The 16,367-nt window shown below is 70.0% G+C and carries 13 protein-coding genes; 1 reads left to right on the top strand and 12 read right to left on the bottom strand.

What is annotated here, in order from left to right; genetic code table 11:
* Both ACGFIW_RS18530 and ACGFIW_RS18525 read right to left on the bottom strand, forming a co-directional pair.
* The gene (locus ACGFIW_RS18530; RefSeq protein WP_393316845.1) at positions 1–810 is read right to left on the bottom strand and encodes an arginase family protein; all 810 of its coding nucleotides are present in this window, start codon (positions 808–810) and stop codon (positions 1–3) included.
* A complete protein-coding gene (locus ACGFIW_RS18525) occupies positions 810–1,682 on the bottom strand; it encodes a YqcI/YcgG family protein (protein ID WP_393316842.1) in 873 nt (290 codons plus the stop codon). Before ACGFIW_RS18525 ends, ACGFIW_RS18530 begins: the two co-directional genes overlap by 1 nt.
* A 750-nt stretch (positions 1,683–2,432) precedes the next feature.
* Between ACGFIW_RS18525 and ACGFIW_RS18520 the strand changes: the two genes are divergently transcribed.
* On the top strand, positions 2,433–2,753 hold the full coding sequence (locus ACGFIW_RS18520; RefSeq protein WP_393316839.1) for a hypothetical protein: 321 nt from the start codon (positions 2,433–2,435) through the stop codon (positions 2,751–2,753).
* Here the strand turns inward: ACGFIW_RS18520 and ACGFIW_RS18515 are convergent.
* The 10 genes from ACGFIW_RS18515 to ACGFIW_RS18470 all read right to left on the bottom strand — a co-directional run bounded on the left by ACGFIW_RS18515 (position 2,750) and on the right by ACGFIW_RS18470 (position 16,113).
* Positions 2,750–3,079 (bottom strand): winged helix-turn-helix domain-containing protein, encoded by a 330-nt coding sequence (locus ACGFIW_RS18515; RefSeq protein ID WP_393316837.1) that lies wholly within the window; start codon positions 3,077–3,079, stop codon positions 2,750–2,752. The genes ACGFIW_RS18520 and ACGFIW_RS18515 overlap by 4 nt on opposite strands.
* Entirely contained in the window at positions 3,076–3,534 is a 459-nt protein-coding gene (locus ACGFIW_RS18510; RefSeq protein ID WP_393316834.1) for a hypothetical protein, read from the bottom strand. Before ACGFIW_RS18510 ends, ACGFIW_RS18515 begins: the two co-directional genes overlap by 4 nt.
* Positions 3,535–3,839: 305 nt before the next feature.
* Positions 3,840–5,876, bottom strand: coding sequence for a glycogen debranching N-terminal domain-containing protein (locus ACGFIW_RS18505; RefSeq protein WP_393316831.1), 2,037 nt, complete (start codon positions 5,874–5,876; stop codon positions 3,840–3,842).
* Between the two features lie 274 nt (positions 5,877–6,150).
* Entirely contained in the window at positions 6,151–7,542 is a 1,392-nt protein-coding gene (locus ACGFIW_RS18500; protein WP_393316829.1) for a nitrate/nitrite transporter, read from the bottom strand.
* Between the two features lie 53 nt (positions 7,543–7,595).
* Complete coding sequence (locus tag ACGFIW_RS18495; RefSeq protein WP_393317405.1) at positions 7,596–7,925, bottom strand: Rieske (2Fe-2S) protein; 330 nt, start codon at positions 7,923–7,925, stop codon at positions 7,596–7,598.
* The gene (gene nirB / locus ACGFIW_RS18490) at positions 7,925–10,582 is read right to left on the bottom strand and encodes a nitrite reductase large subunit NirB (RefSeq protein ID WP_393316826.1); all 2,658 of its coding nucleotides are present in this window, start codon (positions 10,580–10,582) and stop codon (positions 7,925–7,927) included. The genes ACGFIW_RS18495 and nirB overlap by 1 nt, the downstream gene beginning before the upstream one ends.
* Positions 10,582–10,929, bottom strand: a complete 348-nt coding sequence (locus tag ACGFIW_RS18485) for a molybdopterin oxidoreductase (RefSeq protein WP_393316824.1) — start codon at positions 10,927–10,929, stop codon at positions 10,582–10,584. Before ACGFIW_RS18485 ends, nirB begins: the two co-directional genes overlap by 1 nt.
* 16 nt (positions 10,930–10,945) lie before the next feature.
* Complete coding sequence (locus ACGFIW_RS18480) at positions 10,946–13,087, bottom strand: molybdopterin oxidoreductase family protein (RefSeq protein WP_393316821.1); 2,142 nt, start codon at positions 13,085–13,087, stop codon at positions 10,946–10,948.
* A gap of 111 nt (positions 13,088–13,198) precedes the next feature.
* Complete coding sequence (locus ACGFIW_RS18475) at positions 13,199–13,483, bottom strand: hypothetical protein (RefSeq protein ID WP_393316819.1); 285 nt, start codon at positions 13,481–13,483, stop codon at positions 13,199–13,201.
* Positions 13,399–16,113 (bottom strand): NACHT domain-containing protein, encoded by a 2,715-nt coding sequence (locus ACGFIW_RS18470; RefSeq protein ID WP_393316816.1) that lies wholly within the window; start codon positions 16,111–16,113, stop codon positions 13,399–13,401. The genes ACGFIW_RS18475 and ACGFIW_RS18470 overlap by 85 nt, the downstream gene beginning before the upstream one ends.
* Positions 16,114–16,367: the final 254 nt, after the last annotated feature.

Raw genomic sequence — 16,367 nt, 5'->3', positions numbered from 1 at the left:
TCAGGCCGCGACGAACGCGGGGGAGACCATGTCAAGGATCACGGCGAGAGCCTGCTCGATCTGCTCCTCGTCCGCCGGGGCGTTGAACTCGGCAAGCTCGACACCGATCAGACGTTCCCTCGGAACGGCGTCGAAGATCGCCCGGATCTGCGCGGGCAGCAGGCCGTCGGCCACCGTGTAGTCCGCGGGGACCGCGCCCGGGTCCATCACGTCCCAGTCGATGTGCACCCACACCCGTGCGTCACCGACGGCGGCCAGGACGTTCTCCGCCGTCGTCTGGCTCGGGGGGATGACGCGTACTCCTGCGGTGTCGATGAGCTTCCGCTCGCCCGGGTCGACGTCGCGGGTGCCGACCAGGATCGCCTGCTCGGGCCTCAGCCCGGCGCCGTGGCCGCTGTCCCACAGGCCGCATGCGCCGGACAACACCATGCCGCCGAGATAGCCGCTGTCCGTCGTGTCCGGAGTGTTGAAGTCGCCGTGTGCGTCGATGTAGAGCACGACGGCGTCCGGAAACCGCCGGGCCACGACCGGCAGCGTGGCGAGACTGACGGAGCACGTGTTGTTCAGCAGAACCGGAAGGTTCCCGCTGTCAAGGCTCGTGGCGACCGCTCTCGCCATCGAGTCCAGCGTCTGACGGGCCTGGGGCAGGCTCTGGGTCCAGTCGTCGTTCACCGCCGGGGCGGGCGTCCCGATGTACTGCGCGGAGAGCCCGTAGCGCTCCGCGAGGGCCTCCGCGGTACGAGCAGCGCCCTCGATCATCCGCGCCGCTCGGTCCGCCACCCGTCCCTGGGAGACGATGAGGTCGATCATCAAGAAGCATCCTTCCTGGCTGGAGCATGGTCGTGACCGCCGGAGAATGAGGCGGTGTCGTGCTGGCGCGACGCGAACGGGCATCGAGCTGCCCGCTCGTCGGCAGCCTCGGCGAGGCTGTACTGAAGCCACTCGAGCGCACCGCTGCCGTACGAACTCAGGTGTGGCGAGTGGGGAGTGCCGTCGTAGCGGTCGATGCGGTCGCGGATGTTGGCGCGTACCTTGCGGCCGCTGGGCGTGTCACCGGCAAAGATGTCGAACCGCGCACGAGGGTTGATGACGAGGACGAAGTGGGCGCCGAGATTGCGGCTGCGCCGTTTCCGGTATGCCGGGCTGCTCATGTTGCAGAAGAGGGGCATGCCGTTGAAGCACATCGACCACCCGGGTGAGTCGGCTTCCCTCGCCACGTCGTCGGGCCAGGGGGCGGGGTCGAGGCCGTGGAGGTCGTTGAGGACCTGCCAGCCGAAGGCGTGGTAGTCCTCGACGGTCCGTGCCTGCACCGCATTCGCCGCGAACGCCACCACCAGGGGGCTCGCGGTGTCGAGGCGGCCGTCCCAGCGGTTGGCGAGGTCCACATAGCTCCTGAGCCCTTCGGCAAGGCGCCGGACGCCCTTCTCGTCAGCGCTGTCGACGAAGATGAAGTTGACGATCTCCTTCCTGAATGCGTTCCGTGAGAAGACGCACGGAAATCCGGGATCGTTGAGCCGAAGGCTGAGATCTTCGAATGCGGAGCGATGCCAGCCTTGGGCCCGCTCGGCCACGTGCTCCTGTGTCAGCAGTATTTCTTCGTCGTTGGGGATGTGCAATATGGATAGTCCTTCCCCGTAAATGGTCCCGGCGCACGCCGTCTCGGCGGAGTCGATTTTGCGCATGCGGAATCGGGGCCCGCAGCGAGTAGATCCACGGCCGTCGCAAAGGCGGTGAGGAGTAACAGGATCGAGCGGGAGCGACTGGTAGGGGTCTTCAGACCGACACCTTCGTCGGTCCGGTGCCAGGTCAGCTCAGGTTGTCGATCGAGTCTGCGGCACCGCGTGCGACGCAACCTTCGGGTCGCATCCACCAGGGGTGATAACCGACTCCCGGCTGGCGAGCGATTACAGGACAGTTTCGTCGTTGCCTTTGACAGAGGGAATCCTGGCCCATCTGACCCGGGTCGTCAACCCGTCCGGGTGTCGTTGAGCGTGTTTATTTTGGTGACCAGGACGCGATGTCCGTTTCCTTCAGACATCGGTACCAGTTAGCATGGTGCAAATTTGAGATGGGCGTTCATCGCGACCAAAAGGGTTATCTCGCGCAGGGCGGCAACCGGCGTGCCAACGATGAAATTCAGGTGAATCGGATATGGCATTTTGTGCGATCGGGGGATGACCATGTCGGGCTCCGCCGGCGGGCCCTCGGTCGGCAGCGGGGAGGGACACGGTGCGGCGCCCGGAGGGTGCGATGTCGACTCGTGACGAGCCGAGCGATGTCGCCGCCACCCGCGGCGGTGAAGGAGTCGATGATCTCGACCGGACCCGCAACGGCGTCGAGGTGCGCGGACGGTCTGACGGCGCTGCCCGACCACGCCTGCTCGATGCGACGCGCCGTGGTGCGGGGTTTTCACCGACAGCGAGGAGGAGTACATGGGCCTGGCCGAGGTCGTGCCCTTCCTCGTCGAGGACGAGCTGGTCGCCAAGGGTGCCGAGTTCTCCAAGGTGGGCAACTTCGAGCGACGGGCTGCTCATCACCGGCCAGAACCCGGCTTCCTCTGGTCCGGCGGCGGGTCAGCTGATCACGCTGGTGAGCCGGGCCGGTGCGTAGCCCCGGCGGTCAGCGACCACCGCCACGACACCGTCGTCCGCACGCGTGCCCAGGGTGAGATCGACGACGAGGTGCTTCGCCACGGCCAGGACGGCCTCGACCTCGAACAGGTCCCCCTGACCCGGCGCCGCGGCAACGCCTAGCCGAGCTGCTCGGGGACAGGTGTCGAATCGGGGCGGCCGACCCGCGTGGCGATCTCCTGTAGGGCCGCGATGTGGGCGCTCAGCGCCGCGCGACCGGTCGTGGAGAGGCTGATCCAGGTCCGTGGGCGCTTGCCCACGTAACCCTTGCGCACCTCGACGTAGCCGCCGTCGCTCAGGGCCGAGATCCGTTTGGACAGGGCCGAGTCGCTCAGCTCCACCGAATCGCGGACGAAGGAGAACTCGGCCCATTCCGTTCCCGCCAGCAGGGCCAGGATGGCCAGTCGGGTGGGATCGAGCAGCGCGGGATCCAGCTTCGGGTCGGTCACCGTCCGGTCCCTCTGGTGAGGACCCTGCGCTGCCACCACGGACCCGCGGCGGCCACCAGGACACCGCCGGCAAGTCCGCTCCACAGCGCGACGTGCGGGACCTCCATGGCCGCGGCGATCGTCGTGCCGACGATCAGGGCGGCCAGCACCAGCAGCAGCCCGAGCAGGCTCGCCGGGTCGGGCGTGATGCGCGGACGCACGGGCCGGCGCAGGAGCGAGCCGCCCAGCCGGGTGTTGCCCACCAGGGCGACAAGCAGCAGGAGGAGGATGACGACGCTGCCCCAGGTGCGCACGAAGTGTGGTGCACGGTCGGCGAGAACGCCGTACGCCGCGATCAGGACCCCGGCCACGATCCAGCCCCACCGGGACCGGCCCGCCGCCGCTGCCGTCTGGTTGCGCCGCCGGTCGACGTCCCGCAGCGCCGCTCGGGCCTCGTCGGGTGTAGGGGTCTTCATGCTGCGGCTCCCTCATCTCGGCAAGTACTTGCTCACATGGAAAGCTAGCACTCACTTTCCGCAGCGGCAAGTACTTGCCGGGGCGGACGCCGCCGTTGCCACGGCCGGGGCGAGCACGCTGCTGGGTCGGCTGCCCGAGGACCATCGGGCGGTGCCGCCGCACACCGACGTGGCCGGACGGGCGGCGCACCAGACAGCCCGGGTGCTCGGAGGCCCCGTCCGCACGGTCAGGCCCCGGCGCACAACCACGCACTGTCCGCCCTGCGGAGCGGAGGCGCACGGCCCGGCGACTCGCGGTGCGGCGCTCAGGTGGGGGATCGGAGACGCGAGCCGGCGGCCTCGACGGTCTCTCGCGCGCCGTGCACGGTGACACCGGTCAGCCGGATGCTGCCCAGGGCATCGGGGACGTGCGGATCGGTGGCCATGGTCCCGTTGTTGACGTCGAGCCCGAGCATCGTGCGCAGGAACAGCAGGGGCGCTCCGCTGGCCCAGGCCTGGGGATTGCAGGCGGTGGGGTAGGGCACCGGTCGCCGGCCGAGCGAGCGGTCGTACCCGGAGATGGCCTCGGGCAGGCGGTGTTCGAAGTGGGCGGCGGCTTCGAGCATCGCCATCGCGATGCGGTTCGCGGCGTCGCGGTGGCCGTACCGGGCGAGCCCGGCGGCGATGATCGAGTTGTCGTGTGGCCACACGGTGCCGAGGTGGTAGCCGATGGGGTTGTATCCCACGTCCTCGGTGGAGAGGGTGCGGACGCCCCAGCCGGAGAACATCTGGTCGGACATCAACTGCCGGGCCACCGTGGCGGCCCGGTCCGGCGGGACGATGCCGCTCCACAGCAGGTGGCCCATGTTCGAGGTCATCGAGTCGATGGGGCGCTTGTCGGCGTCGAGGCCGATCGCGTAGTAGCCGCCGCGTGCGGGCAGCCAGTAGTCGCGGTTGAAGCGCTCGCGCAGATCGGCGGCTTCGGTACGCAGACGTCGCGCCAACGCGCTGTCGGCCCAGGGCCCGTCGGCGAGTTGTGCGGCGCGGAGCTTCGCGTCGTAGGTGTAGCCCTGGATCTCACAGGTGGCGACCGGCAGGGAGGGGAGCCTGCTGTCGGCGAACTGGACCCCGTCCGGTGAGTCGCGCCAGCAGTGGTTGCGCATACCTTCGGGGGAGCGCGTGGCGTACTCGACGTAACCGTCGCCGTCGCGGTCGCCGAATTCGTCGATCCACCGCAGGGCGGCGTCGGCGTGGGGACGCAGGCTTTGGACCAGCGCGTCGTCGCCCGTCCACCGCCAGTACTCGGAGAGCAGGACGAGCCACAGCTGGGTGGTGTCGGACGCGCCGAAGCACGGGCCGTACGGCATGATGCCGAGCTGCGTCAGCTCGCCGGAACGGAACTCGTGCAGGATCTTTCCCGGTTCCTCGTCGCTGAAGTCGTCGACGGTGTCGCCCTGGTGTGCGGCAAGTGTGACAAGTGCCCCGCGGGCCACGTCCGGTCCGCAGGTGATGCTCTGGTAGGCGGTGATCAGGGTGTCGCGCCCGAACACCGCCAGGAACCAGGGCATGCCGGCGGCCAGCAGAACGACCTGCTCGCCGTGGATCTCCTTGACGATCCGCATCGATATCAGGTCGTTGGCCGACTTGTGGTAGACGTCGCGCAACAGGTCCGATTCGGCGCTCAGGTCTGGTTTGTTCGCCCTCCACCGCCACGCCGCGTCGTCGGCGCCGGGGTCGTTCTCCTCGCCGAAGGTCCTGTTGACCGGCAGGTAGTCCCTGCCCTGGCAGTTCAGCAGCACCCGCAACTCGCAACCCCAGTTGTCACCTCGACCCAGGTGCACGTCCCAGACCAGTGAGTCGCCCTCGACCCGGTCGGCACGCGGCTCGGCCTGGACACTCGTGACGGCCGACCAGTGCGAGTTCTGGTAGGAGAATCGCAGGGCGGAGCCGTCCGACGGATGGTCACGCCGGATGTCGGCCAGCCTGCTCCGTCCCGCCTTCTTGATCTCGAAGAGATCAGCGAAGTCCGCGCCGACGTCCAACCGCAGACGTACGGAGACCGGCTCGGCGCCGAAGTACTGCATCGTGATCCGCTCGTACATGCCGTCTCCGACGAACCGTTCCCGCCGCACGCCGACCCGGTTCGCCTCCAGGCCCTCGCCCTCGGGATTCGCGAGGAAGAAGGCCGCCGAGTACGAATCGACGGGGTTCGCGCTGAGCACGAGCGGGGCTTTCCCGTCGAGGGTCAGCTCCCAGCGGCTGATGAAGCGGGTGTCGTCGTGTACGAGACCAGCGATGGAGTCTGGCGGCACGTCACCTGTCGAGTTGGACAGCATGAAGGTCCGGCCTTCGAATATGCCCACCGAGTCCGAGCCCAGTTCCGGTGGCATATCTCGGGTGACGCCGCCGTTCGTCGGGTCTGACGGCTGTGACGACTGGGAGCCGGAGGGCGTCGACCGAGACTGCATGGCTCCCAGTTCCCCTCTGCCGACAGTGGGACGGCCCCGCCGTACACGCTCGTAGTCTAGGTCTCGCAAAGATGACCGCGCGGCGATATCGAAGGGCTGCGCGAGAGCGGGGGCGGACCGGGTCGGGGTGCGTCTCGACGGGGTGCCTGGCGCCTGCCGGACCCGGCTGTCAGACGCCCTGGAGTCTCCGGGGTGACGGGCGCAGGTACACGAACCAGGTGATGACGAAACAGATCGCGTAGAAGGCGATGAAGGCGACGTAGGCCGCGTCCGCGGTCTTGTTGGCCAGGAACGACTGCCGAAACGCAAGATTGACCAGGACTCCGCCGAACGCGCCGATGGCACCGGCGACGCCGATGAGCGCGCCGGAGAGACGCCGGGCCTCGTGCTCCGCCGCCCGGTCGTGCGGGTCGGCCGCGCCGCCGGCGGTCAACCGCACACCGCACTTCGCCCGGAAGATCGCCGGGATCATCTTGTACGTCGAGCCGTTGCCGATGCCGCTGAACACGAACAGCGCGATGAAGCCGACCAGGTACAACGGCAGCGAACGTTGCTGGGAGGCGAGCAGGACGATCGACGCGCCGGCCGCCATCGCCACGAAGTTCACGAAGGTGACCCGGGCCCCGCCGAGCCGGTCGGCCAGGACACCGCCCACGGGACGGATGAGTGAGCCGAGCAGCGGTCCGAGGAACGTCAGGTACGCGGCCTTCACCGGAGTGTCGAAGGTGTCGGCGAACTGCACCTGAAGCACCTGGCCGAAGGCGAACCCGAAGCCGATGAACGACCCGAACGTGCCGATGTAGAGCAGGGACATGATCCAGGTGTGCGGTTCCCGGGTGACGTCACGCATGGCCCGTTTCTCGTTGCGGGCATGACTGAGGTTGTCCATGAACATCGCGGAACCGAGTGCGGCCAGCACGATCGCCGGCAGGTAGATGCCGGCGACGATGCCGGGACTGGCCGTCCCCAGGACTGCCAGAACGAACAGGCCGACGAGTTGGACCGCGGCGACACCGAGGTTGCCGCCGCCGGCGTTGATGCCGAGCGCCCAGCCCTTGAGCCGGTCGGGGTAGTACGCGTTGATGTTCGCCATCGAGGAGGCGAAGTTGCCGCCGCCGACGCCGGCCAGCGCGGCGATGAGCACCAGCGTCGAGTACGAGACGCCCGGCCGGATCAGGAAGGCGCCGAGCAGACTCGGGATCAGCAGCAGCGACGCGCTGACGATGGTCCAGTTGCGGCCGCCGAACCGGGCCACGGCAAGGGTGTACGGGATCCGCAGCACCGACCCGACAAGTGCGGGCACGGCGGTGAGCAGGAATTTCCCGGCCGGATCGATGCCGTACTGCGGCCCCAGGAACAGCACCAGCACCGACCACATCGTCCAGATGGAGAAGCCGATGTGTTCGGAGAAGATGGAGAAGATCAGGTTGCGCCGGGCGATGCGGGATCCCCGGTCTTGCCAGAAGATGGGGTCCTCGGGCCGCCAGTCGTCGATCCAGTGTCCGCGAAGGGTCAGGCTGCGTCGATCCTGTTCGATGCTGTCGGGCACGACCGTCGTCATGGTTCCTCCCAGGTGAGTCCTCGGTCCGCTCGACACCGTGGTTGGTTCGTCCCTCAGGCCGGCGGTAGACCCACCACCAGGCGTCCGTCGTCGTCGGCACGGACCGGATACACGGTGAGCGGGGGCTGGCCGGTGGTCGAACAGCCGGTCGCCAACTCGAAGGTGTTCTGGTGCAGGGGGCAGACGACGACCTTCATGTCCACCAGGCCGTCCGCGAGCGGCCCGCCGGCGTGCGGGCAGACCGCCGACACCGCGCGCAGGCTGCCGTCACGCAGTCGGAAGATGGCGATCATGTCGTCACCCACGGCGTAGGCACGCCCCTCCCCGAGGGGGATCTCGTCGACCGGCCCGAGCCGGTGTTCCACGGCGATGAGCCTGGCCATCACGCCCGCCTCCCGGACGCCGGACCGGCACCGTTCCCGTCGTCGCCGCGCCCCTCGTAGCCGTTGCCGCCGCGCGCCTCGTGGCCGTTGCCACCGTGGCCGTTGCCGGCCGAGCCGCCGCCCGGCACGGCGGACCCGATCGACGGCACCACCGGCCCCGGGGCAGCGACCGGTACGGCTTCGCGGACCGGCACCTGAGGCAGGACCGTCAACGGCAGGGAGGTGCGGAACTGCCCTGGCGTGACCGGGTCGCGCCGTTCCAGCCACGGATCCCGGTACGCGGCCACGGAGGCAGCCATGGCCGCGTCGAGCCGCGCCGCGATGCCGTCGCTGTCGTCGACGACCACCGCCCGGATGTGGTCGATGCCGAGCCGGGGCACCCACGCGTAGGTGCGTTCCAACCAGTTCGCGCTCTCCCGGTAGTACTGCAGGAACCGGCCGGTCAGCGTGATGACCTCGTCGGGCGAGTCGACGACGGCGAGGAGGTCCCCCTTGCGGACGTGGGCTCCGGCGGCCCCGCCGACGTAGATCTCCCACCGGCCACCGTCGATGGCCACCACGCCGAGATCCTTCACGTACGCCTCGGCGCAGTTGCGGGGGCAACCGGTGACGGCGAGCTTCATCTTGCCGGGGCCCTCGATGGCCTTGAACCGGTCCTCGATCGCGATGCCGAGAGCGGTGGAGTCGCCGACGCCGAAGCGGCAGAAGTCGGAGCCGACGCAGGTCTTGACCGTACGGAAGCTCTTGCCGTACGCGTACCCGGACGGCATGTCGAGGTCCGCCCACACCCCCGGCAGGTCTTCCTTGCGGATGCCGAGCAGGTCGATGCGTTGGCCGCCGGTGATCTTCACCAGCGGTACGGAGTACTTCTCGGCCACCTCGGCGATCCGCTTGAGCTGCGCCGGTGTGGTCACGCCGCCCTTGATCTGGGGGACCACCGAGAAGGTGCCGTCGCGCTGGATGTTGGCGTGCACGCGGTCGTTGATGAAGCGGGCGTCGCGTTCGTCGACGTACTCGTCGCCCCACATCATCTTCAGCAGCGAGGCCAGGCCCATCTTGCTCTTCGCGTCCTCCTCGCCGCCGGGCACGAGGGTGGCGAACACCGCGGAGACGGATGTCAGGCGGCGCTCGCGGATCACGGCCATCAGCTCCGCCTTGGGCATCGGCACACCGGGGACGTACCAGCTCGCGGCCGGGTCGTCCTCGACCTTGCCGTCAGCGGCCCACTCGACGATCTGGGCGACCAGGCCCTTGCACGACCCGCAGCCCTTGCCGGCGCGGGTGGCGTCCATGACACCGGTCAGCGTCTTCACGCCGCCGTGCACGGTGCCGACAAGCGCCCGCTTGGTGACGCCGTTGCAGTTGCACACCTGCACGTCGTCGCCGAGCTCCGCGGCACTCACGTCGGCCGGCGGCGCGCCGAGGTCGAACAACATCTCGACCCGCTCCTTCGGCAGGGCGAGCCCACGGTCGAAGGCCTGCATCAGGAACGCGACCTTCCGCACGTCGCCGAGGAGGGTCGCGCCGACAAGCCGGTCGTCGCGGATGACGATGCTCTTGTAGACGCCCCTGCGCGGCTCGGCGAAGACGACAGTCTCGTCGTCGTCGCGTTCCGCCTCCTTCAGGCCCATCGAGGCGACGTCCACGCCCGCCACCTTGAGCTTGGTGGCCAGCCGAGACCCGTGGTACGCCGCGTTCGGGTTCGTCCCGGTGATGTGGTCGGCGAGCACCCGCGCCTGCTCCCACAGCGGAGCCACCAGGCCGTACGTCTCGCCGCGGTGCTGGGCGCACTCGCCGACCGAGTAGATGTCGACCTCGTCCTGCACGCGCATCTGGTCGTCGACGACGATGCCCCGCTCCACCGGCAGACCGCTGGTCGCGGCCATCTCGGCGTTCGCCCGGATGCCGGCGGCCACGACGACGACGTCGCAGGCGACGGTCCGACCGTCCTTGAGCCTGACCCCCGTCACGGCGTGCTTGCCGAGCACCTCGGTGGTGTGCGCGCCGAGGACGACCTCGATGCCGAGTCGCTCGATGCTGCGCCGCAGGATCGCGCCCGCCTGAGCGTCCAGTTGAGCGTTCATCAGATGACCGGCGGCGTGCACCAGGGTCACGTGGGCCAGGTGGTTCTGCAGGCCACGGGCGGCCTCCAGACCGAGCAGGCCGCCGCCGATCACCACCGCGCGCTCGTGCTCGCGGGCGTACCGGATCATGTTGCGGGTGTCGTCGATGGTGCGGAACGCGAACACTCCCTGGTGGTAGCCGCGCCCAGGGCGGTGGAGGCCGGGAATCGGCGGGACGAACGCCCGGCTGCCGGTGGCGATGATCAGCTTGTCGTACGGCGTCTCGGTGCCGTCGTCCGCGTAGATCCGTCGCGCGAAGCGGTCGATGCGGGTGACCCGGGTGCCGGCGTGCAGGGTGATGCCGTTCTCGGCGTACCAGGACATGTCGTTGAGGAAGATGCCCGCCTCGTCGTCGACCCCGGAGAGCACGTTGGACAGCAGGATGCGGTTGTAGTTGCCGTACGGCTCCTCGCCGAACATCGTGATGGCGAACTGCTCGCCCCCGCCGCGTTCGAGGATCTCCTCGACCGTGCGGGCACCGGCCATCCCGTTGCCCACCACGACGAGGCGTCGGCGCCTGTCGACGACGGCCATCAGACCTCGACCAGCCCCAGGTCGACGATCACGGTGCCGGACACTCCGACGGGTGCCGCCACGTGCACCTCGATCCCGGTGCCGGAGTCGAGGTCCTCGACCACCCGCAGCGGCACGTGGACGTCGGACTTGGCGCCGATCGGGAAGTATCGCATCGGCTGGCCGTCGCGCATGAGCAGGACACAGATCAGCTCGTCACTGGCATTGCCGCCCCGGAAGTAGACCGGCTGGGCCACGACGCCGCCCGGCACCACGTAGCTGAGCGTGCCGTCGACGAGGCCGGGCCGGTCGAGGCCCTTGCCCTCGAAGCTGTAGACGCCTTGCAGGAATCGGGGAGTGGTGTGCATGGCGACGCTCCCTTGCTCAAAGAGATGCTGGATTGGGCGGTCGGGTGGTCAGCAGGTCGGTGTCGTCCGGGCCGCCCGCGCGTGTGATCGACACCGCGCAGGCCTTGAAGGCCGGCATTCGCGAGTGGCGGTCCAACGCCGGGTCGGTCAGCGCGTTCACGGCGGAGCTGCCACCCCAGTGAAACGGTGCGAAGATGGTGTCGCGGCGGATGCCGCTGGTGAGGCGCGCCCGGAAGAAGGCCCGACCGCGTCGGCTGCGCAGTTCCACCACGTCGTTGTCGGCGATGCCGTGCCGGCGGGCGAGGTCGGGGTGCAACTCCGCCCGGGCGTCGGGCAGCGCCATGGTCAGGGCGCCGACCCGGCGGGTCTGGTTGCCACTCTGGTAGTGCTGCATGTTGCGGCCGGTGGTCAGCACGTACGGATAGTCGGCGTCGGGCAGTTCCGCCGGATCGCGGTGCTCCACCCGGAAGAACCTCGCCCGTCCGTCGGCGGTCGGGAACCGGTCGGTGAACAGCCGCGGCGTACCCGGATGGTCCTCGCTCGGGCACGGCCAGAAGACCCCCTGCTCCGCCTCGATGCGCTCGTAGGTGATTCCGGCGTAGTCGGCCGTCCCGCCGGCGCTGGCCCGGCGCAACTCGTCGAAGACGCGGCGCGGATCGTCGTCGAAGTAGCGGCCGCGCCCGAGCCGGCCGGCGAGGTCGGCGAGCATCCGCAGGTCGGTGCGGACCTGCGGCGGCGGCGACAGGGCCCGCTTGCGGCGGATGACGCGCCCCTCCAGATTCGTCATCGTGCCCTCCTCCTCGGCCCACTGCGCCGTGGGCAGCACCACGTCGGCCACGGCCGCCGTCTCGGAGAGGAAGATGTCGGAGACGACAAGCAGGTCCAGCGCCCGCAGCCGGTCCATCACCCGGTTGGCGTGCGGGGCCGACACGGCGATGTTGCTGGCGAGCACGAGCAGCACGCGTACTCCGTCGTCGGTCCCGAGCCGGTCGAGCATCTCCCACGCCGACCGGCCCGGCCGGGGCAGCTCGTCCGGGTCGATGCCCCAGACGGCCGCGACGTGGGCGCGCGCCGCCGGGTCGTCCAGGCGTCGGTAACCGGGCAGTTGATCGGCCTTCTGCCCATGCTCGCGGCCACCCTGCCCGTTGCCCTGCCCGGTGATCGTGCCGTAGCCGGAGAAGGGCCGCCCGGGCAGGCCCAGGGCGAGGGCCAGATTGAGGTACGCCTGCGCCGTGTCGGTGCCGTTGCTGTGCTGCTCGGCACCGCGGGCGGTGAGCACCATCGCCGACGTCGCGGACGCCAGCAGCCGGACCGTCTCCCGCAGGTCCCGTTCCGGTACGCCGGTCATCCGCTCCACCCGGTCCGGCCAGTACGCCGCGACGGCGGCCCGGACCGCGTCGAAGCCGCTCGTGCGGTCGCGCACGTACGTCTCGTCGACCAGACCCTCGCGGATCGCGACGTGCAGCAGCCCGTTCGCGAGGGCGAGGTCCGTGCCCGGCAGCGGCTGCAGGTGCAGGTGAGCGCCCCCCGCGGTGGTCGTCCGACGCGGGTCGACGACGACGTGCCGCGCGCCGGCGGCCCGTCCGGCGTCGAAGTACTGCATGGACGGCGGCATGGCATCAGCCGGATTCGCACCGACCAGCAGCACGGCCTGCGCCTGGGCGATGTCGGCCAGCGGGAACGGCAGGCCACGGTCGATCCCGAAGGAGCGGTTCGAGGCGGTCGCCGCGGACGACATGCAGAACCGGCCGTTGTAGTCGATCGACGCCGATCGCAGCGCCACCCGGACGAACTTGCCAAGCGCGTACGCCTTCTCGTTGGTCAGCCCGCCGCCACCGAAGGCTCCGACGCTGTCGGGACCGTACCGGTGTTGGCTGGCCCGGATGGCGTCGACGACACGGTCGAGGGCCTCGTCCCAGCCCGCCTGTCGCAACGGGCTGGTGCGGTCGGCGGGATCCTTGCGGACGAGCGGGCTCAGCAGCCGGTCACCGTGGTCGAGAAGGTCGGCAGCCGTCCATCCCTTGGCGCACAGACCGCCCCTGTTGACCGGGAATTCGGTGGGCGCCAGCCGAGGCGGTCCGTCGCCGACCGTCAGCGAGATACCGCACTGCATGGCGCAGTAGGGGCAGTGCGTATCGGTGATCGACGATGCACTCACCCGTCCGATGCTTGCCTGGCACTGTTTCCGATCCATACCGAGGTCGTAACGCTCTGCGACCCTGGGGCTGCGGGGGTGGAGGCCATGGTCGACCGCAGACGCAGCGGCTGCTCACCCGGGGGAATCCTCGGCGAGCCGCTCCTTCAGCTCCCGATGGCGGAACTGGTAGGCGGCGCCCGAGCTGCGCAGCATCTGCTTCCTGCGGTGCGCGTCGTCGAGGAACGTCATGGACCGCCACGGCAGGAGCCCGTGGTAGGCCAACCGGATGCGGGCCACGAGAAAGGTCGGGAACCGCGTCGACGTCTCGGCGATCACCAGTCCGGCGGACAGCCCGTAGGTGAGGATCGTGCCCAGCCCGGCGAGGAGCGCGACGGGGAGGGAGCCGACGATCGACATGGCGCGCGCCACCACGGCCAGGCCGACGACGAGCGCCACCACCGCGGTGAGGAACACTGACGCGGCCCGGTCCTGCCGGTACAGGCCCACCGGGGACATGGGTGTCGTCCGCTCCGGGTCGCGCGCGTCGACGCCGAAGGTGAAGGCGCCGGCCACACCGCTTGTGACACGATGGCCAACAGCCACACCGGCTCGGTGCCGTTGTAGACGGCGCCCATGAGCGGTACGCCGCCGAGCAGGATGCCGGCTCCCGCGCCGCGCCACGACGGCCGGGGCGAGGTGCCGGAGGGCTGCCGGCGACGGGCGATGTCGCGTGCCACACGGCAGCCGAGTGCGGCGACGACGCCGACCAGCACGCCGTACGCGAACCCCGCGAGGATCCCGACGAACGACAGCGCGAAGACGCCCACCTCGACCGGGGACACACCTGCGGCACTGGTCTCGACGTGGCGCTGCGCCCGCCGCGCGGTCAGGAAGAGCAGCACCAGCCCGATGCCGACAGCCGTCGCGGCGCCCCGCGCGCCGCCCGCGGAGACCGCGTCGAGCGCACCGGCGAGGAGTGCGATCGCGACGGCGGGAGCGAACCGCACGAGGTGCCGTGGCGGCGGGGGAGTCCCGTCGACGCGCCGGGCGGGTGCTCCCCGCCCGGCCAGGTCGAGAGCGAGCCAGACGAGCGCGGCGCTACAGATCGCCTCGGACAGAGCGCGGGACCAGCCCGAGTGGATGTCGGTGCGGGTGGAGTAACCGACGGTGTGGAGGACGCCGGCGACCACTCCGACAGCCACGCCGGCCAACGGTGGGCGGGGCAGCCGACGCGTCCCGGTGGGCTCGGACCACAACTGGATCCAGTGCGACACCCACCACACGGCGAGTCCGGCGGCGAAGCCGTCGGCCGGGGCGATCAGCCAGGCATGCTCCACCATGCCGAAGCGGTCCGCCCAGGAGTTGACCGCGGTGACCACGACACCGACCGCCAGGCCGTGCACCATCGGACGAGCGCGCCAACCCCGTACCCGAGGGGCGACCCGTCCACGGTCGACGACCAGGCCCGCCCAGGCGGTCAGTGTCACCACCAGTCCGGTCGCCAGGAAGCCGTTGACCTCCTCGTCCCAGCGGCTGGTGAAGCCGTCGACCGCGCCGCTGGCGAAGCCCGTGGTCAGTGAGGGTGTCAACGGGAACAGCTCGCCGACGCCCCGGATCGCCGCCGCGGCGACCGCGGCCGCCACTCCGACGAGCACCGCGTCTCGTAGCCTGCCGCGACGCACCCGCGGACGCTCGTCACGGCAGGAGAAGCGCCACGAGAAGCCGACGACGAGCCCGACGACGACCGCCAGGTCGTACGTGCCACTCAGGCAGCCGGCGATGTAGGCGCCGACGGACGCCAGGACCGCTTCGCTGTAGGCCCCGGTCAGGTAGAGGAAGGCGAGGTACACGAGTAGTGCCGCCGCGGAGATCCGCAGCGCTTGGGTGACGCCGGTGTACGGCTCGGTGAAGATCCATCCGTTGAGCAGGCCGGCCGACAGGGCCGTCCAGGCGACGACGACGAACGCCGTCGCCACGTTGCGGACCCGCACGCCCTGGGTCGCCACGGCTGGCACCGGCAGGTCCCACCAGCGGATGTCGTCCGAGTCGGTCGCGGCAGCCAGGTATCCAAGCCACCGGCGGGCCTGCCCGACCCGGGGCCACCTGCCGGAGCGGTCCGTCGGATACCGTGCCGTCACGACGTCACCGAGGAGGTGGTGCGCCAGCGCGGCGCCGTCCCGGTAGGCGAGAAGGTCACTCGGCTCGGGGACGTTGCTGCCGTCCCCACGGCTCGGCTCGGCGTTGTAGATGGCGTCGGCGAGGGTGACCATCAGTGGCGTCTCGAACGCCTTCGTCAGGACGGTGTCCCCTGGAATGCGGTTCTCCACGTCGGCCCACCGCTCGGGCGGCTCGCTGCGGTCCTTCAGGTAGCGCATCACCTGCTCTCGCCGTTGGGGTTCGAGCACGATGCCACGAGCGTCGGTGAGCACCCTGCCGACGTTGCGCAGCGCCTGGTATTCCAAGGTCCGGCTGCTCAACATGACTGACCAGACCGGGGGGAGGGCGTTGAGGCCGCGCAACACGTCGGCCCGGTGCTCCGGGGCGATCTCGTCGAACCCGTCCAGGATGAAGATCAGCCGGTTGTCGTCCGCGAGCGCGTGCGCGAGCGTCCGTTCGTCGTCGGCGGAAACGGGTTGCCGGAGGAAGCCGTGGTTGGTGTTCAGCCAGTCCACGAGCCAGCGCTGTGGGTCGTCCGCCGATCGCCAGGCGGTCATCGGGACGAGGACCGGAACCCGCGCGTCGTCCCCGGGCGTGTCCAGTAGCGACTGGAAGGCGCTGACGAGCAGTTCGGTCTTGCCGCTGCCCGCTTCGCCGAGGACCACCAGACGCGACGGCGCGCCGGTGGCGGTCAACAGGGCGGCGAGCCGGGCGCCGTCCCCACGGTGCTCGCCCTCCTCCCAAGCCGGATCGTTGGCCGGGAAGAGCGCGGTCGGGGCGGCCTCCCAGTGGACGGGCAACCGGTCGCCCTCGCGCACGCTCCGCCACACCGGATCGGTCACCCACCGCCGCCGCAGATCCCGCCGGAGCGCCTCGGCAGCCCGACCCACCGGGTCCTCCTCCGCCCGGGCGCGTGAGCCGCAGGGCCATCGCGCCACCCACGATGCTGACAAGGAGCAACGCCATCCAGATCGCGACGCGGCCGAATGCGCTTTCCACTTCGACGCCGGCCGTCGCGACGTTGATGAGCACACCGATAAGCGCGGTGATCAGCGGTGTCACCAGCACAATGACGACCGCGCGGTGTCGAGAGCGCAACCGTTTCCCCTCCGGGACTGCTCGCCAGTCCTCAATCTCCCATCCG

Origin of the sequence: Micromonospora sp. NPDC048935, from assembly GCF_043197875.1 — a bacterium.
Classification (GTDB): Bacteria; Actinomycetota; Actinomycetes; order Mycobacteriales; family Micromonosporaceae; genus Micromonospora.
Note: the sequence above shows the minus strand (reverse complement) of the source record. Positions and strands in the feature narration are given on the sequence as shown.